The 26509-nt window shown below is 50.5% G+C and carries 13 protein-coding genes and 1 pseudogene; 9 read left to right on the forward strand and 5 right to left on the reverse strand.

Annotation, left to right across the window (positions count from 1 at the left end; translation table 11 throughout):
• Window positions 1–26 precede the first annotated feature (26 nt).
• Window positions 27–1655, reverse strand: a complete 1629-nt coding sequence (locus ACSR9A_RS15305; protein WP_473758064.1) for an extracellular solute-binding protein — start codon at window positions 1653–1655, stop codon at window positions 27–29.
• Between the two features lie 443 nt (window positions 1656–2098).
• Window positions 2099–4417 carry a helix-turn-helix domain-containing protein gene (locus ACSR9A_RS15310; protein ID WP_473758066.1) on the reverse strand — a complete coding sequence of 773 codons (2319 nt, stop codon included), beginning with the start codon at window positions 4415–4417 and terminating at the stop codon, window positions 2099–2101.
• Window positions 4418–4714: 297 nt separating this feature from the next.
• On the opposite strand from ACSR9A_RS15310, the gene ACSR9A_RS15315 reads away from it, so the two are divergent.
• From ACSR9A_RS15315 to ACSR9A_RS15355, 9 genes are all read left to right on the forward strand, one after another.
• Window positions 4715–7777: an S-layer homology domain-containing protein gene (locus ACSR9A_RS15315; protein ID WP_473758067.1), complete on the forward strand. Its 3063-nt coding sequence runs from the start codon at window positions 4715–4717 to the stop codon at window positions 7775–7777.
• 770 nt (window positions 7778–8547) lie between these two features.
• Window positions 8548–11271 (forward strand): rhamnogalacturonan lyase family protein, encoded by a 2724-nt coding sequence (locus ACSR9A_RS15320; RefSeq protein ID WP_473758068.1) that lies wholly within the window; start codon window positions 8548–8550, stop codon window positions 11269–11271.
• A gap of 202 nt (window positions 11272–11473) precedes the next feature.
• A complete protein-coding gene (locus tag ACSR9A_RS15325) occupies window positions 11474–14560 on the forward strand; it encodes an ATP-binding protein (protein WP_473758070.1) in 3087 nt (1028 codons plus the stop codon).
• Entirely contained in the window at window positions 14553–15671 is a 1119-nt protein-coding gene (locus ACSR9A_RS15330) for a response regulator (protein WP_473758071.1), read from the forward strand. The genes ACSR9A_RS15325 and ACSR9A_RS15330 overlap by 8 nt, the downstream gene beginning before the upstream one ends.
• A gap of 172 nt (window positions 15672–15843) precedes the next feature.
• On the forward strand, window positions 15844–19485 hold the full coding sequence (locus ACSR9A_RS15335) for an Ig-like domain-containing protein (protein WP_473758073.1): 3642 nt from the start codon (window positions 15844–15846) through the stop codon (window positions 19483–19485).
• 212 nt (window positions 19486–19697) lie between these two features.
• Window positions 19698–20303 carry a P-loop nucleotide/nucleoside kinase family protein gene (locus tag ACSR9A_RS15340; RefSeq protein ID WP_473758075.1) on the forward strand — a complete coding sequence of 202 codons (606 nt, stop codon included), beginning with the start codon at window positions 19698–19700 and terminating at the stop codon, window positions 20301–20303.
• 6 nt (window positions 20304–20309) lie between these two features.
• A complete protein-coding gene (locus ACSR9A_RS15345) occupies window positions 20310–20792 on the forward strand; it encodes an LURP-one-related family protein (protein WP_473758077.1) in 483 nt (160 codons plus the stop codon).
• Window positions 20793–20975: 183 nt separating this feature from the next.
• On the forward strand, window positions 20976–22397 hold the full coding sequence (locus tag ACSR9A_RS15350) for a 3' terminal RNA ribose 2'-O-methyltransferase Hen1 (protein WP_473758079.1): 1422 nt from the start codon (window positions 20976–20978) through the stop codon (window positions 22395–22397).
• A complete protein-coding gene (locus ACSR9A_RS15355) occupies window positions 22394–25009 on the forward strand; it encodes a polynucleotide kinase-phosphatase (protein ID WP_473758080.1) in 2616 nt (871 codons plus the stop codon). The genes ACSR9A_RS15350 and ACSR9A_RS15355 overlap by 4 nt, the downstream gene beginning before the upstream one ends.
• Before the next feature lie 17 nt (window positions 25010–25026).
• Here ACSR9A_RS15355 and ACSR9A_RS15360 read toward each other — a convergent pair whose 3' ends face one another.
• The 3 genes and pseudogenes from ACSR9A_RS15360 to ACSR9A_RS15370 form a co-directional block, all read right to left on the reverse strand.
• The gene (locus ACSR9A_RS15360; protein ID WP_473758082.1) at window positions 25027–25866 is read right to left on the reverse strand and encodes a transposase; all 840 of its coding nucleotides are present in this window, start codon (window positions 25864–25866) and stop codon (window positions 25027–25029) included.
• 339 nt (window positions 25867–26205) lie between these two features.
• Window positions 26206–26436 carry a transposase gene (locus ACSR9A_RS15365; RefSeq protein ID WP_473758084.1) on the reverse strand — a complete coding sequence of 77 codons (231 nt, stop codon included), beginning with the start codon at window positions 26434–26436 and terminating at the stop codon, window positions 26206–26208.
• An 18-nt stretch (window positions 26437–26454) separates the two neighbouring features.
• A pseudogene (locus tag ACSR9A_RS15370) lies at window positions 26455–26502 on the reverse strand (hypothetical protein); the annotation flags it as partial.
• Window positions 26503–26509 lie beyond the last annotated feature (7 nt).

Genomic DNA, 26509 nt, shown 5'->3' on the forward strand with positions numbered 1-26509 from the left:
GTGCAGAGGTTATACATGGTTTTCCGTCATTTTACAGCATGCTGGCGATACCAGTCATTTGCTTCCTGCAGTACCTCCGTTCCGCCCGCCTTCATAAACTCATGGACGAAACGATCAAAGTCTTCTAGCGGCTTCTCGCCGGTAATAAAGGCGACATAGGCTTTGTTTTTTAACTTGATTAATTCAGCTCCGTTATGGATTAAGGAGGGAGTCGCAACCTCCAAAGCGTTGTAGATGCCATCTTGATCAAGGTTCAAGGTTGAGGCCCATCGCTCTCTTCGTTCTTTAGGGACCAAGGGTACCGTCATGCCTAGATTGGCGCCGATTGTATTTTGATAGTTAAACATGGTGTCATAGGGAGGCAGCACAATGACATCCTCCTTCACGTTTCCTGCCCATGTCCAGTGTGTGCCCTTGATCCCATATTTCATTGAGGCATATTCATCCGGGTCGGGACTCGCGCTCACATAGTCAAGTATTTGAAGGATCGTCTCCATCTTGCCTGGATCAACAGCTGCGTCAGCTCCGATAGCGGTGAAGCTCATCAGCATATCATAGGCTTTGGAGCCCCGTTTTCCTTCCGGTCCACGAAAGGGCTGGCCGAACACAATTCTGGCCTGCGGATTGCCCGCCGTTAGTTCCTTTGCGTTAAATGTAGCTTCTACCGGAATCTCCGCGCCATTCGCGCCGCCCTCATCCTCTAAGGCTAAATAATCGCCAGCTTGAATCCAGTGATAGTAATTGCCCATGGAGGTCATGCCGATTTTGCCATTGATAAAGGCATGGGACAGATGCTTGTAGCCGCCTTTATTTTCGCCGGTAATAAACTCGGGATCGATGATGCCATCAGCGTACCACTTACGAAGATAGTGCAGCGCCTCCTGCATTTCTGGCTCCAATGCGCCGATGATGAGCTTTTCATTTTTCACCCCGAAGTAAAGCTGGTCTGCGAAGACGATTTGCCCGAAAGCGCCGAAAACAACATTCATTCCTTCTCTGGACAAGCCGTACGTATCTTTCTTGCCGTTGCCATCCGGATCTCCATTCGCGAATGCATAGATGACCTTCTCAAAATCAGATAGTGTCTCAGGCACCGTCAGGCCCAGCTTATCGAGCCAATCCTCTCTATATACAACAGGTATGCGATAAATGTTTGTGGGATTGACGACAGGAATGCCATAATATTTGCCGTCGATTTTGCCATAATCCTGATAGGCGGGCGCATTTTCTCGAATGGCCTTCATAATGTTTGGAGCGTACTGATTAAGCATTTCCTCGGGAATTTCGGCCAGCAAGCCTTGCTGTTGATATTTCAGGAGATCCTGAGTCTGTCTGATTCTGAATAAATCGGGAATTTCGCCCTGCGCCAGCAGCATATCCAGAAGCGCTTCATATTTGTTATTTTCTAAATTCCAGACGTCCAAATTGACATTGAATTTATTTTCAAGGAGGCGCACCATCTCCGCATTTTCTGGAACAGGCAGATTGAGATGCATCGTCCAAGAAATGCTGTGCTGCGGGCTGTCAGAAGCTATCGGGGTTTGCAAATCCTTGGCAGCAGACAGGTGCACAGAGCTTGTTTCGCACCCGCTGACCAAGCTTAGACATACGACGGCTATAAGGGTGGCGATACGCTGTAATTCCTTCATTTTCATGATGAAACCTTCCTTGAATCGTATTTCTGCATGCACGCTATGGCTGAAGCGGCTACGCTTGAAATATAGGAAAGTATATGACTTCGCCATACTTTCTCTATATTTCTACGCGAAACGGAAGCTTTGCCGCCAAGGGACGGCGACAGCCGTTTACGCTTGAAATATAGGAAAGTATATGACTTCGCCATACTTTCTCTATATTTCTACGCGAAACGGAAGCTTTGCCGCCAAGGGACGGCGACAGCCGTTTACGCTTGAAATATAGGAGAGTATATGACTTCGCCATACTTTCTCTATATTCTACGCGAAACGGAAGCTTTGCCGCCAGAGGACGGCTTCAGCCGTTTACGCTTGAAATATAGGAAAGTATATGACCTCGCCATACTTTCTCTATATTTCTACGCGAAACGGAAGCTTTGCCGCCAAGGGACGGCGACAGCCGTTTACGCTTGCTTAACGGTATGGCGCAAATAATTGCCCGGCGTACACCCATGCCGTTCCTTAAATTTCTTAATAAAATAAGCCGCAGTCCTATAGCCGACTGTACTGGCAATTTGCTCAACAGACATATTATTGTTCACGATTAAAGCGGTCGCTTTTTCCATTCGCTGGCTGGTAACATAGTCGGTATAGGTGATGCCGCTCTCTTCCTTAAATAGCTTGCTCAAATACTTGGGACTAATAAACACCTGGGCAGCCACCGTCTCAAGCGACAGATCCTCCGATAAATGGTTGCGAATATATTGCTTGGCAGCGTCAATGCTGGAGACAGCTCGATCGTTATTCCGTTTCTCCATTTGCTCAAGACATGCCGATATGGAGCTAACCAGCCATTCCTGAAAATGATAAATATTACGTGTCTCGTTAAACTGATTGTATAAATCCAGATGGCCTTGATCGTGCTGCTGGTATCGAACGCTTTTCAAATAATCGGAGTAGACGTATACGGTGTTCGCCAAAACAAAGCGGCAATAATCGGCAGAGTACATGCCTTCCCGCATCGTCACAACCAATTGCTCAACCGCTGTCGCAATTTCGGGGGCTTGACGGGCATGCAATTTATCTCTGAACCTCATAAGCATCGCTTGCGGGATTTCTTCAAGGCTATGCTCGCGATCGAGTAGAGTACGATCATTCAAAATGGATCTATCCGGTAGGAAATAGCCGTATTTTATTAAGCTTTGGGCTTCCATATAGCTTTGGTGAACCTCGATGATATCCTCTACCCAGCACCCCTGTGAAATTTGAAAATCCAGCTGAAACTGCTGCTTGGCTTCCGCTAATACAAAACGGGACAGCTGCTCTAAAAATAAGTCGCAGGTTTCGCTCGCGCAAACAAGGATAACGATCGTCTTGTCCGGCAGCTCCTCGGCAATGATATGCGCCTCCGGCACAGAGGCCCCCTCCAACTGGCTGATCATTCGGTACACGACATACTGCATATCTCTGGAGCTTAAATGGGCATAGGCTTGGCCCGTATTTACAATCATGCTGCAATAATGACTGTAGGCCTGAGAGATGCCGAGAAAGGGGAGCTCTTCCGCCAATTTTTCTCTTGTATTGCTATTGTGGAGCAGGTTCAGCAATACATTATGCCTGATAACCGAGCTATTAGCCTGAAGCGTCTCTTCCAGATTGCTGACCTTATCGTTCAGCTTAATGAAAGCGGTATCAATAAGCTTGAATTCATTCGTCACATTTTCAGGCGCATGCCCGGATAAGTCCTTTATTCTTCCCGCCAATCGCTTAATTGGGCTGTAACTTACTCTAGCAAAAATCCCGGATAATACGATTCCTATCAATAGGGCAGCTACACAGATGACAAGTACAAGCTTTTGTACGAAAATCAACTTTTGATAGAAGAAGCTGGCAGGCATGGCGCTGTATATTTTCCAGCCGGTCGATGGCAGCGTTTGGTAGGAAACCGCATAAGGGGCATCATTAATCGTGTCTTTAAAGCGGCCAGACTCCGCCTTGGACTGCAAGGTCTCGGTGATGCTGGAGTCGGTAGCGTTGTGCAGACCTAGGCTTTCATAGTCTGAACCCGTGATCAGGCTCCCGGAACGATCTAATATAAACGTGCTTTCATATTGCGAGGGCATCATATTCCGAATAACCCCGCTAATCGCACTTTCCTTCAAGTCAATCGCAATCATCAGATCACTGTTTTCGCCAGAGGCTTGAAAGGGATAGCTATGCGTGTAGGTGATCAAGGCTTCGCTTTTGCTATTCGGCAGGCTGGAATAAATATCTTGTGGAATCAATCGGGTTGTTGTCCAGAGCTGGTTTTGCTTATTGCCTCGCATCCCATTCATCCAATCGGCAAAAAATACGGCGCTGCTGCCTTGGTCGGCATTGAATTTCAGCCCATAATTGGAGGAGAGCATGACATTTTGCTCCGGATAATACAAATGCGCCGCATAGATGAGGTCTGAATGGGCAGCCACTTGTGACTGGAGCAATTCCTGCAGATCAATGGCTTTGCTAAGGTTGCTTTTATAGGAGGAATCGGCAAATAAACGAATATCTGCGGTTTTATCGAGAGATAGATTCAGATAGATTTGCTGCACGCTCTGAAGCACCGTGGCTTCAATCGTTTGGGCTGTGTTGTCTATGATCAGCTGATTTTTGGAGTGCAGCTCCTCTTCATAGCTTTTTGAGAAATAAATATAGAAGACGGAGCAGAGCAAGAGAACAATGACCAGCACGATGGAAATATAAGATACAGCCAGATTAGCAAATACAGAGTTCCACTTTTTCACGGTCTACGCCTCCTCACCGCCTCGATTATACACCACCGGATGGACAGACTTATACCCATTAATCAAATCTTAACATTATTCGGCTTGAGGAAGATATGCAGCAAAAGACTCTATAGCATAGAACCTATTTCTCATCCTTTCTCCAGCCAGAACAGGGGGAAAAGCATGAATTTGAGAGGATAGGATACGATTTTTATACATTTCAGAAATTGTTATATTGAGGAGCAGCAGGGCCAAATGTTACGCTCGAAATCGATTCGGAAAACAAAAAAACGAAACGATGGGAGTAGACTCAACTTGAAAAAGAATTCTACCAAAAAGGTTGTATCTGTTGCATTGGGCCTCTTACTGCTTTCTAATTCCGTAGTGGGGAATGCTGCAACTGCAGCATCAAACGGAGCTTCAATTGAACTGCCGCCAGCTCCGGCATGGGGACATTTTGTAGACAACTACAAAAACAGTATTTCTGCTAATCAGTCGGTATATTCCAATCCGGTCATCGGCGTGCTTTCTGGGTTTCAGGAGCTCTGGGAGCCTGGTACTTCGTGGAACAATGGCACGAAACTAAACAGCAGCGTGCTGGACTATAACATTCAATATGTAGCAAACATTGCTGCCACTCGTACGGCGGAAGATGAAAAATTGGCTTATTTCGTTGACCGGACAAATCAATCGTATGGAGCGACTGAAGGTCTTGGCGCTCTGGCAGATGTGTATCGCGACAAAACAGGAACCTTCACGACGATTACGAGCATCCCTGATGATGCCACTACGGTCAAATACAACGACGGCAATGGCTCCAATAAAGCGGGCGATTCGAATTCCGAGCTTGGTAAAATGGTAGACTTGATCGGGACGCTGCGAGGCAATTACGCATCCAGCAATCCTTCTAAAAACTTCTACAGCTATATGCGTCCATACCGCTGGGCTAATGATACAAATCTGATTGTGCCGACGCTGGTTCCTGCAATCAGCACAACGCCGGCTACGGATGGCGGCTTCCCAAGCGGTCATACGAATGCTTCGTATCTCGCTTCTTATGCACTGGCTTATGCTGTGCCTGAGCGCTTCCAAGAGCTGCTGACCCGTGCTTCGGAAATGGGGAACAGCCGGATTATTGCAGGCATGCATTCACCACTAGATGTTATAGGGGGACGGGTTATGGCAACGGCGCTAGCGGCTGCTACCTTGTCTGACCCGGACCATGCGGCACTCAAGCAGGAGGCTTATAATCAGGCCCATGCCCTTCTGTTGACCGAAACAGGTACAGCGGAAGACCGTTTCACTGACTATGAGAAAAATAAAGCGCAATTTACCGAGCGTTTGACCTACGGCTTCGATCAGATCCATTCGACAACCGAGCCGATGATTGTGCCTAAAGGGGCGGAAGTGCTGCTGGAAACGCGCCAGCCTTATTTGACGGGCGAGCAGCGCCGTGCGGTATTGGCTACTACCGGCATTTCTTCCGGCTATCCGGTGCTCGATGACCCAGAAGGCTGGGGACGTCTGAATCTCTTTGCAGCAGCAGACGGATATGGCGCTTTTGACAGTGACGTAACGGTGTCGATGGATGCCAGCAAGGGCGGCTTCCATGCAGTGGACAGCTGGAAGAATGATATTTCTGGCGTTGGCAAGCTGACGAAGGAAGGAACCGGCGCCTTGAAGCTGCTCGGTACCAACACGTATTCCGGTGGTACTCAGATTAACGCGGGTACGCTGGAGAGCGGTTCGGCAACAGCTCTTGGAAACGGCGATGTCGTGAATAACGGCGGTACGCTTACGGAGAATGTAGCTGGAAAAATGACGATTGACGGAGATTTCACGCAAGCTGCGAGCGGTACGCTTGAGCTTAACGTTGCGAGCGCTAGTGATGTGCTTGAAATTAAAGGTGCGGTAAATGCGAACGGAAAATTGCAGGTGAATTTTCCAAGCAGCTACGTGCCAAGCAATGGCTCAGTCACACTTGTGAGCTACGGTGCTAATCAGCAAAGCGGACAGTTCTCATCGGTCGAGATCAGCGGGGTGCCGAGCCAGTATAATGCTCAGGTCGTTTATCAAGCCGATAAAATCTCGCTGGAATTTACGAATAAATCGAGTTCTGGAGGCTCTGGTGGTTCTGGAGGCTCGGGTAATTCGTCAACGCCTTCACCAACACCTGCTCCAACGCCTACTCCAGCTAACCCTGTAGATCAGAATTCTGGTGTAACGGTGACAGCAAAGGCAGACGCTAGTGGAAATGCAGAGGCTGTCATTGACGATGCTCAGATTAAAACCGTAGTGGAGCAGGCTCAGGCAAAAGAAGCGGGAGCACGAATCGTCACGCTGACCGTTGAATCGGCAGATAACGCCAAATCAGTCGGTATCTCGCTATCCAAAGCCGCTGTTGCCAACCTGTCTGCTGGCAAAGTGGATAAAGTGGTCGTGGTGACTCCATTCGGCACCATTACCATTCATTCAACTACGCTGAATGCAATTGAGAAGGCTGCAGGCAATAACATTCATGTCAAGGTAACACAAAGCGGAGCAGACACGCTTACACCAGAAGCCAAAAATGTAGTTGGCGCAAGACCAGTGCTGGATATAGCGATTGAATCCGGAACTACGAGTCTTTCTACCTTTGGCGGCAGCAGCATTCAAATTGATATTCCTTATACGCCTGCACAGGGGGAGGATACAAGCGCCATTGTTGCTTATTATATCGACAATGACGGGAAGCCTAGCATCATGAGCAATTCCAGCTATAGCAACGGCAAGGTTACTTTCGTAACGAATCACCTCAGCCATTATGCTGTTGGCTACAATAAGATCAGCTTTAACGATACAAACAGCCATTGGGGAGCTTCATTCATCTCCTATTTAGCTGCCCGTGATATGATTGAAGGCAGCGGCGGCAACCAGTTTGCACCGAATAAGAACATTACGAGAGCAGAATTTGCTAAAATACTGGCTGGTATTGCAGGCGCAGATGTGTCTGGAAATACGACCTCCGCATTCGGAGATGTCAAAGCCGGAGATTGGTACCTGCCTTATGTAGCTTGGGCAGCAGAGCATGCGATTGTCCAAGGATCATCGCGCAGCACATTCAAGCCAAATGAGCCGATTAGCCGTGAGGAAATGGCGGTTATGCTGAAGCGATTTACGGATCAGGCTGGCTTCACGCTGCCTAAGTCGGCTAGCGGAGTTACTTTTGCTGATCAAAGCAGCATTAGCTCGTGGGCAACAGATGCAATCGTTTCGTTGCAGCAGGCCGAAATCATCTCCGGCAAGGGCGGCAATGCCTTTGATCCGAAAGGCGGCGCAACAAGAGCCGAAGCGGCGAAGATGCTAGCTGTGCTGCATCAAAGCATGAATAAACAATAATAGCGTCAAATATTCGAAAAAATAAGCTTTAAAGTGTGAGATTCAAGGGAACAGAAACAAGAAACAAGAAAACATGGAACAGTGAGAACTCGAAATTGGGGTTCTCTTTTTTTCGTTTGACACAAGCGATTTAGCTTGGTCTACCGAATATAACACCAGTGATGAATCATGCTTGAAGCTGCTTAGACAAGGAGGCTCTACCCCAACTCCAAGCTTTACTTGAAAATGGCTGCTGATAGCCGTGTCCTAGCGGACTGCACAGACCTTATTTTTTGAATTGAGATCATATATTCCTATTGGCGGACTGTGGGGCCGCTATCATCCGATTTCTGGTGGCATTTCACGGTTTTTGGAGACAATAGCGGCTTCTGAGTCCGCGAACTGGATAAAAAGGGGAAATGTTCAGTTTTAACGGCCTCTCGGTCCTCTCACCCTCCGATTTCCTTTAGACAAGACTGACAGTAAGTTAGTCAGTCAGGACTCCAGTTCGATGGCTGCTCTTTCTTCCATTCTCTAGTTCAACTTATATTCACGATATCCTTTGAACTTACGAAAGGAGAGGGGCAAGGGAGTATCTTCTAACGATAGGAAAAGACGGTTATTTAATGGAAATACTCTGTTTTTTTCCTAGTGTCGCCAAATAGGAATCTATATACTAAAAAGGGATTTACTGCGCTAAATAGGTGTCGGAAAAAGGAGGCTAGATCGTTCAACCTGTATTTTGTAAGCGCAACCAACTGATCTTCAAATCGAAAGGATGCGATTGATTCATGTTCAGCAACCACTCCAACTGGCTTAAAAGGACGGCTGCCACGCTAACGGGGCTTACGCTGCTATGCGGCAGCGCCGCAGGCGCAACTGCTGCGGAAACGACAGCCTCAGAGCAAGCAGGGACAGCTTTGAGCAAAGTACAGCTGGAATATTTGGATAGAGGACTTGTAGCTGTAGCTTCTTCGGGAAACGTATTTCTCAGCTGGCGGCTGCTAGGCAATGAGGTGACGGGCTATTCCGAGGGTGGAATGACCGGAGCAAATTTCAACGTTTATCGGGATGGTACGCTCATTGCAACGGTGACGGACAGCACGAATTACTTGGACCCGCAGGGCAGCGCTTCATCGCGTTACCAGGTAGCGGCTGTGGTGAATGGGGAAGAGCTGGCACGCAGCAGTGAAGCTATACCGTGGGGAAATGGCTATTATGATTTGCCGCTTAATAAGCCGGCTGACGGGGTTACCCCTGTGGGCGAAGCTTTCACATATTCGGCTGCCGACATGAGCGTCGGCGATGTGGATGGCGACGGGCAATATGAATATATCGTCAAATGGGACCCGTCGAACGCCAAGGATGTGTCGCAGAAGGGCTACACCGGCGAGGTTATTATTGATGCCTACGAGCTTGATGGCACGCAGCTGTATCGCATTGAGCTAGGGCCGAACATTCGCGCCGGCGCGCATTATACCGAATTTATGGTGTATGACTTTGACGGTGACGGCAAGGCGGAAATGATGTTCAAGACAGCGCCGGGCACCAAAATAACGAAATACGACGGCAGCGGAGGAATCGCGTCCGAAAATTATATTACGATGCCTCAAGAGGATATTGCAGCTGGCTACAGCAATAACGACGATTATCGCGTGAGCAAGCAGGGCTATTACGAGCATGTCGTAAATATGTTCATGAACTGGGACAAGCATGAGGAGGTCGTAAACGGCAATTGGCCGGCAACGCTGGAAGAAAGCTTCGGTATTGCGCCGAAATATGCCTATCCTCTGTCCCGCGAGGATGCGGAAGCGCTGACGGATTATTTTATGGATGTGTATGCGCCGGCGCGCAGCGGCAACAACAAGCTGCGTGATTTTGAAGGCTTTATTTTGAGCGGGCCAGAATATTTGACCGTGTTTGAAGGAGCGACAGGCAAGGAGCTGGAGACGATCCCCTACAAGCCGGGCCGGCATGACGATGGCCTCATGTGGGGCGACTATGCGATGGGCCGGATTGAGCCGGGCAACCGTGTAGATCGTTTCCTTGCAGGCGTAGCTTATTTGGATGGCACGAAGCCTTATGCCGTATTTGCCCGCGGCTACTATACGCGCTCGACGCTCGTTTCCTATGAATGGGACGGCAAGCATTTGCGCGAGCACTGGTTTGTCGACAGCGGCTGGGTGCCGATGACGAATCCTTTCAACGATGGGCCGCATGGCAGACCGGGACTGAATCCGGCCTTTGCAACGCTTACGACGCAGGGTGCGCATTCGCTAAGCACGGCGGATGTAGATGGCGATGGCAAGCAGGAAATTATTTATGGCTCCTCGACGATTGACCATGACGGTACACTGCTCTACAGCTCGGGCGATATTTTGCCGCCGGGCAGCGCAAATCCGGGGACGTATGCAGGTCTTGGACATGGCGATGCGCTTCATGTCGCAGATATTGATCCTGACCGTCCAGGCTTAGAAATTTTTATGGTGCATGAGGGAGGGCCGTATGCCCCTTATGGCTACTCGCTGCGCGATGCTGCGACAGGCGAAGTCATTTATGGCGGCTACACCGGCAAGGATACCGGACGCGGCATGGTAGGCGATATCGACCCGAATCACAGAGGGCTGGAGACATGGGCGGTTGGCACATGGACAGCAAGCGGGACTCAAATCAGCACTACCTCGCCAGGAACGAACATGAACATCAAATGGGCGGGCAATATGACGACGCAAATTGTGAATGGCTCCTTGGAAAACACGCCGACGATTGATGATTGGAAACGCGGCAGATTGCTAACGGCAAATGGAACCCGCACGAATAACCATACGAAGGGAACGCCTTCGCTCGTAGCGGATATTTTCGGAGACTGGCGGGAGGAAATGCTTGTGCGCACCGTGGACAGCTCGGCTATCCGCATCTATACGAGCACGGAGCTGACAGATCGCAAGCTGTATACGCTGATGCATGATCCGCAGTACCGTACAGGCGTAGCTTGGCAAAATACGACGTATAACCAGCCAACGTACACAAGCTTCTATTTTGCATCGGACACGAATTTCGCCAATGTGCCGATTCCGAATTTTTGGACACCCGTTGTGGATGATCGAAGCTCCATCGGCGCAATGCTCATTGGACCTAATGCAATGGCGAAGGGACAAAGCTTCGATGTCGTTTATGCCCTGCAAAATGTGCCAAGAGGCATTGCGGAGCAAAGCATTCGAATCGAATATGATCCGACTGTATTGGAGCTTGTAAGAACACCGGAATCGCTGGATACAGGCAGATTTGTAATCAATGAGCATGTGGACGCTGTAGGCGTTATCAGCTTGAAGGGCAGTCATGCGGGCGACGGACTGAATAATCCGCTGGGCAATTTGTTCAAGCTGACCTTCCGCATAAAAGCGAATGCGCCAGCTGATGTGACCGCGCTTGCGGTAACCAGGCTGATCGGCACGGACGGAGCAGGCGTGAAAACGCAGCTTGCGGGCGATGTGCTGAATATTAAAGTTCACTAATGGTATAAAGGATAGAGTAGACCCGTTTATATGGCTTGTGGCGGCTAGCGCAAATGCGCATACCGCTGCAGAGCACCGGAAAACCTTCAAGGCTGCGTTTTAGCGCGGTCTTGAAGGTTTTTTTGCGATGAGTCTGAAAAGATGCTGCTAAATCGTTTATAGTAGAGTAGAAATCAACTGCTAACATAAGAGGGGAAGAAAGATGCGAAAAAAAGTGGCGATTGCCATCACGATTTTTTGTGGGATATGGATGGTCATTATGGCGTTCCCCTTTGCGACGATTGCCAGCGACGTTCCAGAAGCTGTAAACGGGGAGCTGGATTTGACAAAATGGGCTTTCTCCGAGAAAGGTATAGCCCGCCTGGACGGGGAGTGGGAATTTTATCAGAATCGGCTTCTGGCCCCGGCTGATTTTAAGCTGGAGAAGCAAGGCAGACAAGAGCCGGAGAGAACGGGCTACGTCCATGTACCGGATAGATGGGAGCAATATGAAGTGGAGGCAGATGAACCCTCTCCCTACGGCTATGGAACCTTCCGCTTGCGTGTTAAGCTTCCGGATGCAGGCGAGCATGTTTTCGGCATCAGGCAGACGAATATTAAAACAGCCCATAAGCTGTTCGTGAACGGCCGGGAGATTGGCGGCCGCGGGATTCCGGGAATGAGCAAGGAGGATACCGTTTCCGTGAATGCGCCTTATGTCCGTTTTTTTACGGTGGAGGGCGGCGAAGCGGATATTGTTGTGCAGGTTGCCAATTATCGTTATTCGCAAGGAGGCATTACCCATTCCATCCTTTTGGGATATCAGGAAGACATCTTGTCCGTACGGGAGTTTGCGGTGGCCAAGGACTGGTTTGCTGCAACGACCTTTCTGTTAATGGGCATCTATTTCATTATATTGTTCCAAATGCGGGGGCATGACCGATCATGGCTCTATTTTGGCCTGTGCTGTATAGCGATCTGCTTGTATTTTATGACACATGGCGAAAAAATGCTTTTAATGCCGTTCCCGGGAATTCCCTACGAGCTGTTTACGAAAATACAAGACCTTTCCGGTGGGCTCGCGGTGCTGTTTTTACTGCTGTATACGAGATATTCCTTGCCCCATCTGTTTCATAAAATCGCGCTGCAATCATCCGGGGCGCTGATAGCGTTCACCGTGCTCCTTACTGTGGTGACTCCGGCCTCCGTCTTTACACGCTTTACACTCGTTAATTTCGCCTTGGCGCTTGTTGCCGTTCTCTACGTCATTTACGTCATGCTCATTGCTGCCGTGAGGAGGATGGAGGGCTCGGTGTATATGCTGGTCAGCGTCGTATCGCAGCTGGTCATGACAGTTGCCTCCTTGATGGAATTTCTAGGCGTACGGTCATACGTATCGTTTCAAATGGCGGCTTGGCTGTGCTTTTTCATGGCGCAGGGTCTGCTTTTATCTCGAAGGTTTGTAAATGCGTTTGATTCGGTTCAAAAGCTGTCCCAGCGGCTCGGCTCGATGGACCGGCTGAAGGATGAATTTCTGGCGAACACCTCGCATGAGATGAAAACGCCGCTGCACGGCATTATCAATATATCCCAATCGCTGCTTGAGGGAGCAGCAGGCCGGATGACACCGCAGCAGGAGGAAAACATGGCGATGATTGTAGGCATCGGCAAAAAAATGAGCAATCTGGTCGGCGATCTGCTCGATTTCTCGAAATTGAAAAACGGCGAGCTTGTTCTGCACCAGCAGGCTGTTGCTCTACGTCCGCTTGTGCGCATTATATTCGAGATGTTTCGCCATTTCGCCAGCGCAAAACCGATACGCTTCACAGACCGTTTGAGTGATCAGCAATATGTTTATGCCGATGAAGACAGGCTGACGCAAATTTTGAACAATCTAATCGGCAATGCGCTCAAATATACAGCTGCAGGGGAGATTGCCGTTGCAGCGCATGAGGATAACGGCTGGCTCGTGGTATCGGTCTCGGACACGGGAATTGGCATTCCTAATGATAAGCTGGAAGTTATTTTTGAATCCTTCGAGCAGGCTGGGGGAGCGCTGACGAAGGAACGAGGCGGAACGGGGCTGGGGCTCAGCATCGCCAAGCGGCTTATAGAGCTGCATGGCGGGAGCATTTGGGCCGAGTCGGAGCTTGGCAAAGGCTCGGTCTTTACGTTTACCATTCCACTCGCAAATGGCATGTACGTGCAGCCTGGCGAGGCGGGAATAGACAGGATCCACGCAAGGCTGGAGAGTACAGCTCAGCGAAGCTACCCGGCAGATCCGATTAAACTGGAAAGCTTCGGGGCGGTTACGATTCTCGTTGTGGATGACGATGCCGCCAATCGGCAGGTGCTGCTCAATCTTTTGTCCGTAGAAAAATATTCGGTTATTGCCGTATCTAGCGGCAAGGAGGCGATGCGGCAGCTGGAGCAGGAACGCCGAATTGATTTGGCCGTTATTGATTTGATCATGCCGGAAATGTCAGGATACGAGCTGTGCCAGAGTATTCGCAAAAAATACTCGCTATCCGAGCTCCCGGTGCTGCTGCTTACGGCAAGAAATCGGCCAGAAGAAATGCTGGCGGCGTTCGACGCAGGAGTGAATGACTTTCTAGGAAAACCGGTCGAGGCTGGCGAGTTGAAAGCGCGCATTCGAACACTGCTGGAAATGAAAAGGTCCGCGAGCGAATCGGCACTTGCCGAGATGGCCTTCCTGCAAGCGCAGATCAAGCCACATTTTCTCTACAATACGCTTAACACAATCTCGGCTTACTCACTGGATGATCCTCAGGCTGCACGGGATTTGCTGGCTGCGCTCAGCGACTATCTGCGTGGCAGCTTCGATTTCAGAAACCTGGAAGAACTTGTTCCGCTGCATAAGGAGCTAGAGCTGGTGGAGGCTTATTTATCTATTGAAAAAGCCCGCTTTGGGGAGCGATTGCAGATTAGGTATGAGATAGACGGTGATGTGGATTGCCTTCTGCCGCCGCTTGTCATTCAGCCCTTGGTGGAAAATGCGGTGCAGCATGGTTTGGCGAGCCGCAAGCAAGGGGGGAGCGTTAAGATTTCCGTTTGCGAGGAGGAGCAGGATGTCGTCATTACTGTAGAGGACGATGGCATAGGTTTTCAAGATTCCTATTATGCAACACGAATCGGGGATGGCGTTGCGCAGCGCAGCGGCGTGGCTCTGAAAAACATCCAGCAGCGTCTATATCGGATATACAGACGTCGTTTGGAGATTGTAAGCAATAACGATGGGGGCACAGCAGTAAAGTTTAGTATTCCGAAGGGAGACCACTTGGATGATTAAAGTAATCGTGGTTGATGACGAGCTTCCGGCTTTAAAAATGGCCGAGAGTGTGCTGCGGACGTTGGGCGATGTGGAAATTTGTGGGCTTTTTGACGACGCTGAGGAGCTAGTGGCGTGTTTACATACGATAGAGGTGGACCTGATTTTTGTCGATATGAAAATGCCGGGCATGAATGGGCTTGAACTGGCTGAGCAGATTCAGAAGCATAGACCTGATGTAGGTATCGCTTTCGTAACGGCCTACGACTATTATGCAGTTGACGTTTTTGAATCGGAGGCGTTCGATTACGTGATGAAGCCCATGACGGCGCAGCGCATCAGCAAAACGCTGGAACGATTCACGAAAAAGAGAGGGATAGGGAAAAAAGCGGAGCCCATAGAGATCCTTGTCCGCAGCTTTGGGCAATTTTCCTTGGAAACGAGCCAGGGAAAGATACTCAAGATGCGCAGAACCAAAACGGAAGAGCTGCTTGCCTTCTTTCTCCACCACCGGGACCAGCCTATTGTGATGGAGAGCATTATGGATGCGTTGTGGGGGGATCGGAATACGGAGAGGGCACAGGCGATGCTCTACACGACGGTGTACCAGCTCCGCAAAGAGCTGGAAGCGCTCGGTCTATTTGATGTCATTGAGCAGACCCGCGCCGGAGGGGGACGCTACCGCTTGTTATGGGAGCCGAAGAGCTGGGATTGCGATGAGTTCGAAAGCAGCTATCGGCGGTTCAAAAACGGCGGCAGCATGGATGAAGTGCAAAGGGCGTTGGAGCTGTACCGAAACGGCTATTTAACGGACAATGGGTACGAATGGGCGGAGACGAGACGGACGGAGCTTGAACTCAGATATATCGAGCTGCTGGAATGGGCAGTCGATGTGGAAGTACGGCAGCAGCGCTACGAGTTTGCTTTGCTGTATTTGCAAAGATGGGAAAAACAGCAGCCGTTTGCAGAGCGCATTCACGCTAAAATAATCGCTTTGCACTTGCTGATGAGCAACAAGGAAGCAGCCGCGGCGCAAGAGAGAAAGCTGCGGGACTTGTTTGCTGGCGAATTAGGTGCTTTACCGGATATAGATACAAGGGTGCTTGCTCTAAATCCCACGTCTGTTTTTTAAAATATAAGCATTTATAAGCTTCACCTTTATAATCGGCGATTACGAGCGGCTTCCCTGTCCTAAGGACGGTGGGGGCCGTTTTGTTTTGTTCAAATTCGGTTCAACAACGATAAAGTATAATGTCGAAATAAGGCATAATTTGAAGTTAAAATGCGAGAGGATGAATACACGAGTGAACACACGAAAAAAGAAAAAAATGCTATTGATATGGACATCATGGTTATTGATTATCTCCAACTTATTTTCAATAACGGCATTTGCCGGGCCCGCACCTATTTATAATCAGAGCGGCTTAGGCTACAGCGGTACAATCTTCGCATCCCCAATTGGCGATACGATTGAGATGACTGGGTATAGCGACTGGCCTGCCGGATTTACACAAAACAACAGCTTTTCGGGCGGTATTTTTGATGGAGAGAGCATTTGGATGCTTCCACTTAATGCTGAAGGTTTAATCAAAATTGATAAAGCTACGGGAGCAATGGACGGTTACACGGCATGGCCAAGCGGATTTTCAAAATCCCAATCGATGCCGAGTTTCTCAAGCGGTGTCTTCGACGGCCAGAGCATCTGGATGATTCCTTTCGGGGCGGATCGAGTAATCAAGGTGGACAAGGATACAGGAGTAATGACCGGCTATAGCAACTGGCCAAGCGGTTTCATTTTGCCGAGTACTACGATATCCCCTAATCCTTTGTATAGACCGATGGCAAATTTCTCTGGCGGCGTCTTTGACGGCCAGAACATTTGGATGGTTCCTGCTGGAGCGAACTATGTCATTAAAATCGACAAAGATACGGGAACGATGACCGGCTATAATAACTGGCCGAGTGATGTTCAGTTACCGAGCCAAGGTGTGTCTACACCTAATGGTTTTATACTTAATAACAACTTCAATGGCGGCATCTTTGATGGTCAGAGCATCTGGATGGTTCCTAGTGGAGCAGACCGGGTAGTCAAAATTGACAAAGACACTGGCGCGATGACGAGCTACAGCGATTGGCCAAGCGGTTTTACGAAAGATTTCTCTTCTTCTCAAGGCTTTAACGGCGGTATCTTCGATGGTCAGAACATTTGGCTAGTTCCTAACGGAGCAGACCGGGTCATCAAGATCGATAAAGACACCGGCGTGATGACGGGGTACAACAATTGGCCGAGTAGTCTGCCCGCTGGCGGCAAATATTTCAGCGGTGTCTTTGACGGTAGGAGCATCTGGCTGATGCCTGGTTTGTTTACGGATCAGCTTGTAAAGATTGACACAGACACGGGGGGAATGACGGCTTTCAACAATTGGCCGAGTACGACAACGATAGGCATGGCTCCTTTTTATAGTGGTGTTTTTGATGGCGAGAGCATCTGGATGACGCCTGGGACAGCTAATCAAGTTGTCAAGCTTGGGGGAGCGACGGTGCCCGTGACGGGCGTGACGGTGAGCCCAGCAATTCTGACTCTTACGGAAGGAGGCAGCACGGGAACGCTGACGGCGGACGTATTGCCAAGCAACGCGACAAACAAGAAGGTAACGTGGACGAGCAGCAATCCGTTGGTAGCGACGGTGGACGAAGACGGAGTGGTCACGCCGCTGACAGCGGGAACAGTGACCATAACCGGGACGACGGAAGATGGAGGCAAGACGTCAACGAGCACCGTGACGGTTAATGAGACGGACGTGGCGGTGACGGGAGTGACGGTGAGCCCAGCGACGCTGACCCTTACGGCCGGAGGCGGCACGGGAACGGTGACGGCGGGTGTATCGCCAAGCAACGCAACGAATAAGAAAGTAACGTGGACGAGCAGCGATCCATCGGTAGCGACGGTGGACGAAGACGGAGTGGTCACGCCGCTGAGAGCAGGAACGGTGACGATTACAGGGACAACGGAAGACGGTGGCAAGACGTCAACGAGCACGGTGACGGTGAATGAGACAGACGTGGCGGTGACGGGAGTGACGGTGAGTCCGGGCATGCTGACCCTTACGGCCGGAGGCGGCACGGGAACGGTGACCGCGGGCGTATCGCCAAGCAATGCGACGAATACGATAGTAACATGGACGAGCAGCGATCCGTCGGTAGCGACGGTGGACGAAGACGGAGTAGTCACGCCGCTGAGAGCAGGAACAGTGACGATTACAGGGACAACAGATGACGGAGGCAAGACGGCAACGAGCACCGTGACGGTGAATGCGCCTGGAACCTCTGCGCCAACGGCACTTATAGCGACAGCTGGCAATGGAACGGTGACGCTGAACTGGACTGGCGTACAGGGATCGGTTTCTTACAGTGTATATCAGTCAACGACGGCTGGTGATTACGGGTCCGTTCCAATTGCAGTTGTAAGCAGTGAGAATTTCACTGTAACGGGACTAACCAATGGAACAACTTATTACTTTAAGGTTAAAGCGAATGACGAAGAAGGAGTAGGCAGCTATTCCAATGAAGCGAGTGCAACGCCGAGAGCAGGCTCCCAAGGCTCGGGCGGTGATTCCTCCAGCGGTGGCAATGGCACTTCTGGTTCTTCCGCAACTGGCGGACAAGTGGCGCTGGAAGGTTTCCGAGTAATCGTGAACGGCAAGGAGTACGATCAGATTGCTACAGGGAACACGACGAAACAAGACGGTAAAAGTACTCTGACCGCAACGGTGGATACGAACAAGCTGACAGCACAGCTCGCCAAAGAGGGCGGTAATTCGACCATCATTATTCCTGTTGCGAGCGTGAGCGCGGATAAAGTATCCACGGTATTGACTGGGGATGCAGTGAAAGCGATGGAAAACAACGAGGCTATTCTGGAAGTTCGGACGATTAACGGGAACTACAAGCTGCCTGCGTCAGAAATTGCAATCGATAGCCTGTCATCATTGCTGGGTGTTCAAGTGAAGCTGACGGATATCGTCGTACAAGTGGACATTGCGAAGAGCAATGATGCAAGCATTCAGTTGGTTAAAAATACGGCGGGAAAAGACGGGTTCAGCGTGGTGCTGCCGCCAGTTGATTTTACGGTGACCGCTTCTTACAATGGCAAAACTGTAGTCGTAGACAAGTTTAGCTCGTATGTTCAACGGGAAATCCCGCTTCCGGCTGGAATAGATCTGAGCAAGATTACAACGGCAACCGTGCTTTTGGAGGACGGAACGGTTTATCATGTGCCGACGTACGTTACACAGCACGATAAAAATTATTTTGCGGTCGTTAGCAGTCTGACGAACAGCACGTATACTTTGATCTGGAATCCCATTACGTTCGCGGATGTGGAAGGGCATTGGTCAAAAGATGCGGTAAACGATATGGGGTCGCGTATTATTGTGAAAGGCATCGACGAGACGCATTTTAATCCCAATGCAGCCATTACGCGCTCGGAGTTCTCGGCGATTATCGTTCGGGCGCTGGGACTGGCCGAAAACGGAAAAACAACGACCTTCCATGATGTGAAGTCCAGCGACTGGTTCATGGGCGCAGTAGCTAAAGCGCAGGAATACGGTATTATTAAAGGCTATGAAGACGGAGCATTCCGTCCGAACAAAACGATTACACGCCAAGAAGCGATGGTTATGCTTGAGAGGGCGATGAAGCTTACGGGCTTGAACACAACGGTGAGCGAAGCTGAGGCAGCGTCTGCACTTGCTTCGTTTGCAGATGGCGCGGCTGTAGATGCTTGGGCGAAGCAGGCTGTCGCTGCGACAATAAACAGCGGCTTGGTTCAGGGCAGAGATGCTGGTTTGAAGCCAACAAGCAACATAACTAGAGCAGAAACGGCAGTTATCGTTCAGCGCATGCTGATTAAGGCTGAACTCATTGACCTCGGAAATTCGAAGTAAACGAGATTCCAAGCACAAAAACCTTCAAGGCTGCATATTCGCGCAGCTTTGGAGGTTTTTTGCGTATGAGGGGGGCTGGGAATAACAGCTGCTGAGCGGTTTATTTTTGACAGGCAAGCTAGAAAATGGTTTATAGTAGAGAGGTAGAGTTGATAAGTGTTCATTCGTTCATGTTTGCGGGTAATTAGCATTAGAGTGTGGGGGCGAGTCATATGCGTAAATTAGTATTTTTTCTAGGCGGGGCGGGAGCGGGCAAGACGACGCTGGCCAAGGCGCTCGCACGGCGCAAGGGCGCTGCGATTTTTGATATGGATACGCTGCTGCGTCCGGCTGCCGAAGCGATTATGACGGCGTCGGGGCTCGATCCGAAGGACCGCGATTCGGAGCTGTATAAGGTGCGCTGCCGGGATCTCGGCTATCGGATTACGATGGATGCGGCTTTGGAAAATGTAGCGATTGGCACAGACGCGCTCGTCATCGGTCCTTTCACGAAGGAAACCGCTGATCCGCTATGGATTGAGCAGGAGCTGTCGGCAATCGGTGCAAGCCTGCGTGATGTGGCTGTGCGGGTCGTTCTTGTCTCCTTGCGGGATCAGGAGCTGCATCGCAGCCGGATAGAGGAACGGGGCCTAGAGCTTGATGAATGGAAGCTTGGCAATTGGGAAGCCTTCAGCCGCTCACTGGGGCCGCGCAAGCTGAACTGGCCGATTCCAGCGTCTTCGTTGCTTGATTTTGATAATTCAGGCGAGCTGAATGAGGCAAAGCTGTTGCTGCTGGAGCACTTCGTATATGGTGATGACATCGTAGAAGGGGAGTGAGGCTGCATGTCCTTATATTTCAGAGACAACTTCTTCAATTCCGGCAGTACAAGCATTATGAATGAGACGGGGCAGTCTGCGGGGTGGGTTAATCTGAAAAGTGCGTTCAGTACTTCGCTTGAAGTTTATAATGCCAATGATACGAAAATGTGCGAGGCGAGATTTCGATTTTTCTCGATGAAATGGGAGGTCAGCGACAGTCAGGGCACTCCGCTTGGCACGCTGCGCCCTCGGATGAGCTTCATGAACAAGCGGTTCGATTATGATGCGGGCGAGCGAGGCTTTTATTTAATTGAATCGCCGGCGTTTTCCAAGGAGTATATGATTATGAACCGCCGCGAGGAGTCGATAGCGAGCTTCGCGCAGACGAGCGGCTGGATGCAAAGCGGCGCTTATTGCTTATGGAATGAAACCCGCCTGCTTGGAGATTATGAGCTGATTGCCGTTATTATGGGCGTGAATGAAATTAGGAAGCGCCAGCGCCAATAGCGTGAATAGGAAAATGAACAGGCCGCCATGCCTTAATAATAGGTCTAAGTAAGCATGTGTGATTTCAACACATGCTTCTTTGTCGTTGTCCTCCTATCAAAAATATCATGCTTCGTAATACTTCCGCCATGTTCATAAAGGCTTGCTTCGTGGAAAATGAAGGAAGTAGCCAGGGGGGATAACATGTTTTTAACGATAAAAGCGCTGGGCGAGCATGCGGATAAGCTTTCTTTTTTACTATCCAAGCATCCGGACCATTTATATGAACGTAAGGAAAAAGAGGCGCGCGTGTGCCTCGTTTATACGATAAGCTCGCCAGAAGAAACGGAGGTTCTGCTGTTTGCAGAGCCCGATCCCATAGATTTGTACAAAGGAAGCCCGGAGCATTATGATATTACGCATTATATTAATGACCGCGAATTTGCGGTGAGCAGCTTGTTCTGTACCTACATGCGGTCCGCACTTGGGACAGCCTTGAATGGCAAGCCGAAGGAGGCTTATGCCGAGTGGGTGCAGCATGCTTTCCAGCTGGAGCTGTCCTTCGGACCGCTCGCCTCGAATTTGCCGGACCGGACGATTGAAGAGCTGTTCGGCGCGCTCGGCTATGAGGTCGAGATTGAAAGGGCGGACATCGCCTATCCGTTTCAATTGAAAAGCCGCAGCTCGGCGCGGACGATTCGGCTTGCCGGCAAGCAGACGCTTCAGCTCGCCTTGCGCCAGCTGTTCATTATGCTGCCGATGCTGGACGATTATAAGCATTATTTTATTGGCGAGGATGAAGCCGACAAGCTGCATCGGTATGGAGAAGGCTGGCTAGCTGGGCATCCGCAGCGCGAGCTTATTATTAGGCGCACGCTGCGCTTCAGCCCGCTGATTGCGAAGTTTAATCGCGAGCTTGCGCAGCAAACGCAGCGGCAGCCGGAGGCGCAGCAGGTAGAGCAGGGCATAGTAGCCGGAGTAGAAATAGAAGTGGAGCCGCCGCGCAAAGCAAGGCTGAACGAGCTTCGTTATGAAGCGATAGCTGAAGTAGTGGAGGCGCTGCCTCAGCATGCGTCTATCGTAGACATGGGCTCAGGGGAAGGCAAGCTGTCGGCGAGGCTCGGAGCCGTAACGGGCGTGAAGACGATTATGGCGGTAGAGCCTTCGGGCCGCTCGCAAATTCGCGCCTTGGAACGTTTTGCAAAGCTTGAGGGCAGGCAGGGCGCGGTAGTGCCGCAGGCCGTTATTGGCTCGCTTTTTTATTATGATGAATGGCTGTGTGGCAAAGATGTGCTGGTATTGTGTGAGGTCATTGAGCATATTGATGCCTTCCGGCTGGATCAGGCGATCGAAATGATTGTTTCGCGCTACAAGCCGCAGAGCTGGATCGTTACGACGCCGAATAAGGAATATAACACGCTGTATGAGCTGGACGACTATGAAATGAGGCATAACGATCATCGCTTCGAATGGACGCGGGAGCAATTCCGTGAATGGTGTGAAAAATGGGGCGAGCCATTCGGCTATGCAGTCCGTATATGCGGAGTTGGCGATGCGGATAGACAGTACGGACAACCTACACAGATGGCTGTATTTACAAGATTAGAGGGGGATGGGCGATCATGAGCGAACAGGATAAAAGGGTCATTCGGCTCCCCCATGCCGGTATTGTGTTATTGGTTGGCCCATCGAACAGCGGCAAAACGACGCTGCTGGACACGCTGATTGCAGCGGGTACGATCAAGGCGACTGAGGTTGTGTCTTCAGACCAGTTCCGCATGCTCGTTGGCGATGTGGAATTTATGGATTGGACCAGTCGCAGCAAGCTGGAATCCGATATTATTTACAAGCAGTATCAGCATATTTCGGCAAAAGCGTTCGAAGCGATGGAGGGCATGATCGCCATGCGCTGCCGCTTGGATAAACTAACGCTGATTGACGCTACGCATTTATATGAGGAAGACCGCAAGCGTTATGTGGAGCTTGCACGGAAGCAGCATGTTCCGATTGTTGCGCTGGTGCTGGATACGCCTGAAGAGGAGCTGCTTCGCCGGGATGGCAAGCGTGAGTTTCCTAGGGGCAAGCAGCGGGTGAAGAAGCAAGCGCATTTGTTCAAGCGCTCGCTGCGCAGCTTGAGGCTGGAAGGCTTTGACGCCAGTTATGTCGTGAAAGCGGCACAGCTAATGGATATTGCATTCGAGCGCAAGATTAACCCGCTCGTTCATGAGGTGGGGCAAGGAATCGATATTATTGGCGACATTCATGGCTGTTTTCAGGAGCAGTTGGAGCTGCTCGATAAGCTGGGCTATACACCGGATGAGGCAGGGTTTTTCCGCCATCCGGAAGGCAGATTGCCCGTATCGGTCGGGGATGTGATGAGCCGTGGGCCGGAATCGTTAGCGGCGATGGAATGGTGGCGCAAGCATGTGGAAGCAGGGCTTGCCTATATGACGGACAGCAATCATGGCTGGAAGATAGCGAGATTGCTAGACGGCAGGCAGGTTGAGCTTAGCCATGGCGATGAGAAAACCGCAGCGGAGCTTGGGCAATTTGAGCGGGAGCATGGTGAAGAAGCAGCACGTATGCTGAAGGAGCGGCTTCGGATATTTTTACTGCAAGCGCCCCCGCAGCTTGTCTTTTGCCGCAATGGCGTGAGACAGCTCGTTGTTGTGCATGCGGGCATTCGCGACAGCTATATTGGCAAGCAATCCACTAAAATTCAGGACTACTGCCGCTATGGGGAGCAGGGTGGTACCGATGCAGAGGGCAAGCCGCTGCGCAAGGAATGGTATAACGATCATGAGTCTGGCGAGCTTATCGTCTGGGGACATGATCCGCGAGTCGAGCCGACGATCATGAACCAAACGATTAATATTGATCAAGGCGCCGTATTTGGCGGGTATTTGACCGCATACCGTTACCCGGAGAAGCAGTTCGTACAAGTGAAGGCGTATGAGAATTATGCCGGGGAAGGTCGCAATCCTTTGCTAGAGGGACAATTGAATCGGTTCAGGCAGCCAAATTTGCGAAAATATATTGAAGGGTACTCGGTGCTGACCTCCGCTTATGGCGATATAACGGCCCGGGGCGAATTCGTTAAAGCGGCGATTGATACCGTATCGCATTATACGGTGCCGCTGGAGGAGCTGGTGTATATTCCGCCGACGATGAGTCCGCCGCCACAGACGGCTGAGGATGAGCGGTATTTGGAGCATCCGGCCGAAGCCTTCGCCTATTATCGTTCGCAAGGCGTAGAGAAGATGATCATGGAGAAAAAGCATATGGGCAGCAGAGCCATCGTGCTGCTGTTTCGAAACGAAGCCGCAGCTGCCTCGTATGTCGGCCGGCAGACACTAGGCGTCATTTATACTCGAACAGGCAGGCGGTTCTTCGAGCCTATGCTTGAGGAGCAAGTGCTGCGGAAGCTGAATAGCGATTTGACGAAGGCGAATTATTTTGACCGTTACGGTACGGATTTAGTGCTGCTGGATACGGAAATTGTCCCGTGGAATTTAAAGGCACGGGAGCTGATTGCTTCGCAATATGCCCATGTGGCGGAGGTTTCGCTGATGGACAGACGGGCCAAAATCGCCAAGCTGCGGGAGGCGAACGGCGCGGGCAAAGCCGTGCAGCACTGGATTGATGAGCTGGAAATCAAGCTGGGCAATGCCGAAACGTTCGAGCGGGCATTCCAGCAATATTGCTGGGATACGAATGGATTGGAAGGCATTCGAATTGCGCCTTTCCACACGCTGGCGCATAGTACATCAAGCTACCAAAGCGAACAGCACAGCTGGCATATGGAGCATGCGCGCGAGCTAGCTGCTTGCTCGGAGCTGTTCATGGAGACGGAATACAAGGTTGTAACGGATGAGGCCAGTGAGCTTGCGGCGATTCGGTGGTGGGAGGAAATGACGGAGCAGGGGCATGAAGGAGCTGTCATTAAGCCAGAGTATTTTGTCGCCAGACATAAAGGAAGGCTGATTCAGCCGGCCATCAAAGTCAGAGGCCGAAGCTATTTGCATATTATTTATGGCATGGATTATTTGCTGCCCGAAAACCTCCAAAGGCTGAAGCAGCGCAAAACAAGCAAAAAGGAGCGTTATGCGCTCAAGGAATTTGCGTTGGGACTGGAGTCGGTGGAACGGTTTATTCGCAAGGAATCGGTGGAACGGATTCATGAATGTGTGCTTGCCGCTTTATCCATGGAGTCGGATTCGGTTGATCCGCGGCTGTAGAGGATGAGGGAAGATGGTTATAAAAACGGGGCTGTCCAATAAGTCCCTAAAATAAAAAGTTGTACGGAAAAATGCAATGTTTTCCGTACAACTTTTTTTGTGCCCATGCTTTTGCAGAAGGTAGCAAGGCGAAGGCCTGCCACCTTCAAGAGATTGTGAGCCAACGCCACAATCCCAAACTCCGTGTGAACCTTGTCCAGCCCTCGCAGGGAGAACCGGCGGAACGACCGGTTGCCCTTGATGTGACCAAATACGCTCTCTACCTCGACCTTACGCCGAGCATAAATGGCGGATTTATCGTCATCCTCAAGGGCTTTTTTGGCCTTTGCTTTTAACTCTTCCCAAATCGTATTCCAGTGAACCTGGCGATTTCCCTTTGCTTTGCTGCATGCGGGCTTGAAGGGGCAGTTGCTGCAATCTTCACATTCATACAGCTTGAAGCTTTGTTCCAAACCAGAAGCATTCTTTTTTGTTTGGTATTTCTTAAAGCGAACGTAGCGGCCATTCGGGCATACAAAGCGGTCATCGTGCTCTTCATACGTCCAGTTCGAGGCGTGCCGGATGTCCTTTTGGTAACGACGCGTTTTTTCTTTCATATAGGTGCCGTAAGGAATGAGAAAATCAAAGCTCGGCTCTTTTTCCTGGCCCATCGCATACAAGTAGTTCGCTTCACTGCCATAGCCTGCATCGGCAATCACGGTTTTGGGTATAGGCAAAGAAGACGCCGCCAACTTTTCCATATGTGGAATGAAGCAGCGCGTATCCGTAGGTCGCTGATGAAGACTGTAAAACAAAACGAATTGGTTTTCCGTGGCCATTTGCACATTGTAGCCCGGTTTCAGTTGGCCATTTTTCATGTGATCTTCCTTCATCCGCATAAATGTGGCGTCCGGATCGGTTTTGGAGTAGCTATTGCGCTCGCCAAGGCAGGCTTTCTGCTGCTCATACCTCGCGAGCCTAGGAAGAAAATCCTCCCGAATCTGCTTCAGTGGATGCTTTCAGGCACGACGCGCTTTACGTAAGGCTTTCCTCCCTTCGCTGTCGTTTGCCCCAGCGATCTGTTCGGTTACGTTTGCCACTTTTTCTTCCAGTACGACAGCTGCTTCTTCGAGCTGACCCGAAAGCCCATCTGGATTCGCTGCTACGTACTCGCGAGCTTCTTGCTGCGTGAGGGTATGAATATGGGCAAGGGTCTCCTACACCTTCTCTTTCAGCTTTGCTTCAAAGCGCAGTGTGGATTTTTTCCACACGAACGAATACTTGTTAGCATCGGCTTCGATCTTCGTGCCATCTAAAAAGTACTGCTCCATCGTAATGTAGTTGCCTTCGATGAGCTTTTGAATCATCGTTTCAAACAACTCGTCCATGCATGCTTTCATACGCACGCCGCGAAATTCATTCAAGGTGCGGAAGTCCGGCTGCTGCATCGCCGACAGCCACATCGCTGGGAGGTTTTCGCGCAGCAGCTTCTCAATCCCTCGGCAGGAGTAAATCTTTTGC

The organism is Paenibacillus sp. R-74696 (assembly GCF_055814915.1).

Coding starts and splice junctions, on each gene's coding strand:
- ACSR9A_RS15305 (WP_473758064.1), bottom strand. CDS start 1,655: ATGAAAATGAAGGAATTACAGCGTATCGCCACCCTTATAGCCGTCGTA.
- ACSR9A_RS15320 (WP_473758068.1), top strand. CDS start 8,548: ATGTTCAGCAACCACTCCAACTGGCTTAAAAGGACGGCTGCCACGCTA.
- ACSR9A_RS15325 (WP_473758070.1), top strand. CDS start 11,474: ATGCGAAAAAAAGTGGCGATTGCCATCACGATTTTTTGTGGGATATGG.
- ACSR9A_RS15330 (WP_473758071.1), top strand. CDS start 14,553: ATGATTAAAGTAATCGTGGTTGATGACGAGCTTCCGGCTTTAAAAATG.
- ACSR9A_RS15340 (WP_473758075.1), top strand. CDS start 19,698: ATGCGTAAATTAGTATTTTTTCTAGGCGGGGCGGGAGCGGGCAAGACG.
- ACSR9A_RS15345 (WP_473758077.1), top strand. CDS start 20,310: ATGTCCTTATATTTCAGAGACAACTTCTTCAATTCCGGCAGTACAAGC.
- ACSR9A_RS15350 (WP_473758079.1), top strand. CDS start 20,976: ATGTTTTTAACGATAAAAGCGCTGGGCGAGCATGCGGATAAGCTTTCT.
- ACSR9A_RS15355 (WP_473758080.1), top strand. CDS start 22,394: ATGAGCGAACAGGATAAAAGGGTCATTCGGCTCCCCCATGCCGGTATT.
- ACSR9A_RS15360 (WP_473758082.1), bottom strand. CDS start 25,866: ATGAAAAATGGCCAACTGAAACCGGGCTACAATGTGCAAATGGCCACG.
- ACSR9A_RS15365 (WP_473758084.1), bottom strand. CDS start 26,436: ATGCAGCAGCCGGACTTCCGCACCTTGAATGAATTTCGCGGCGTGCGT.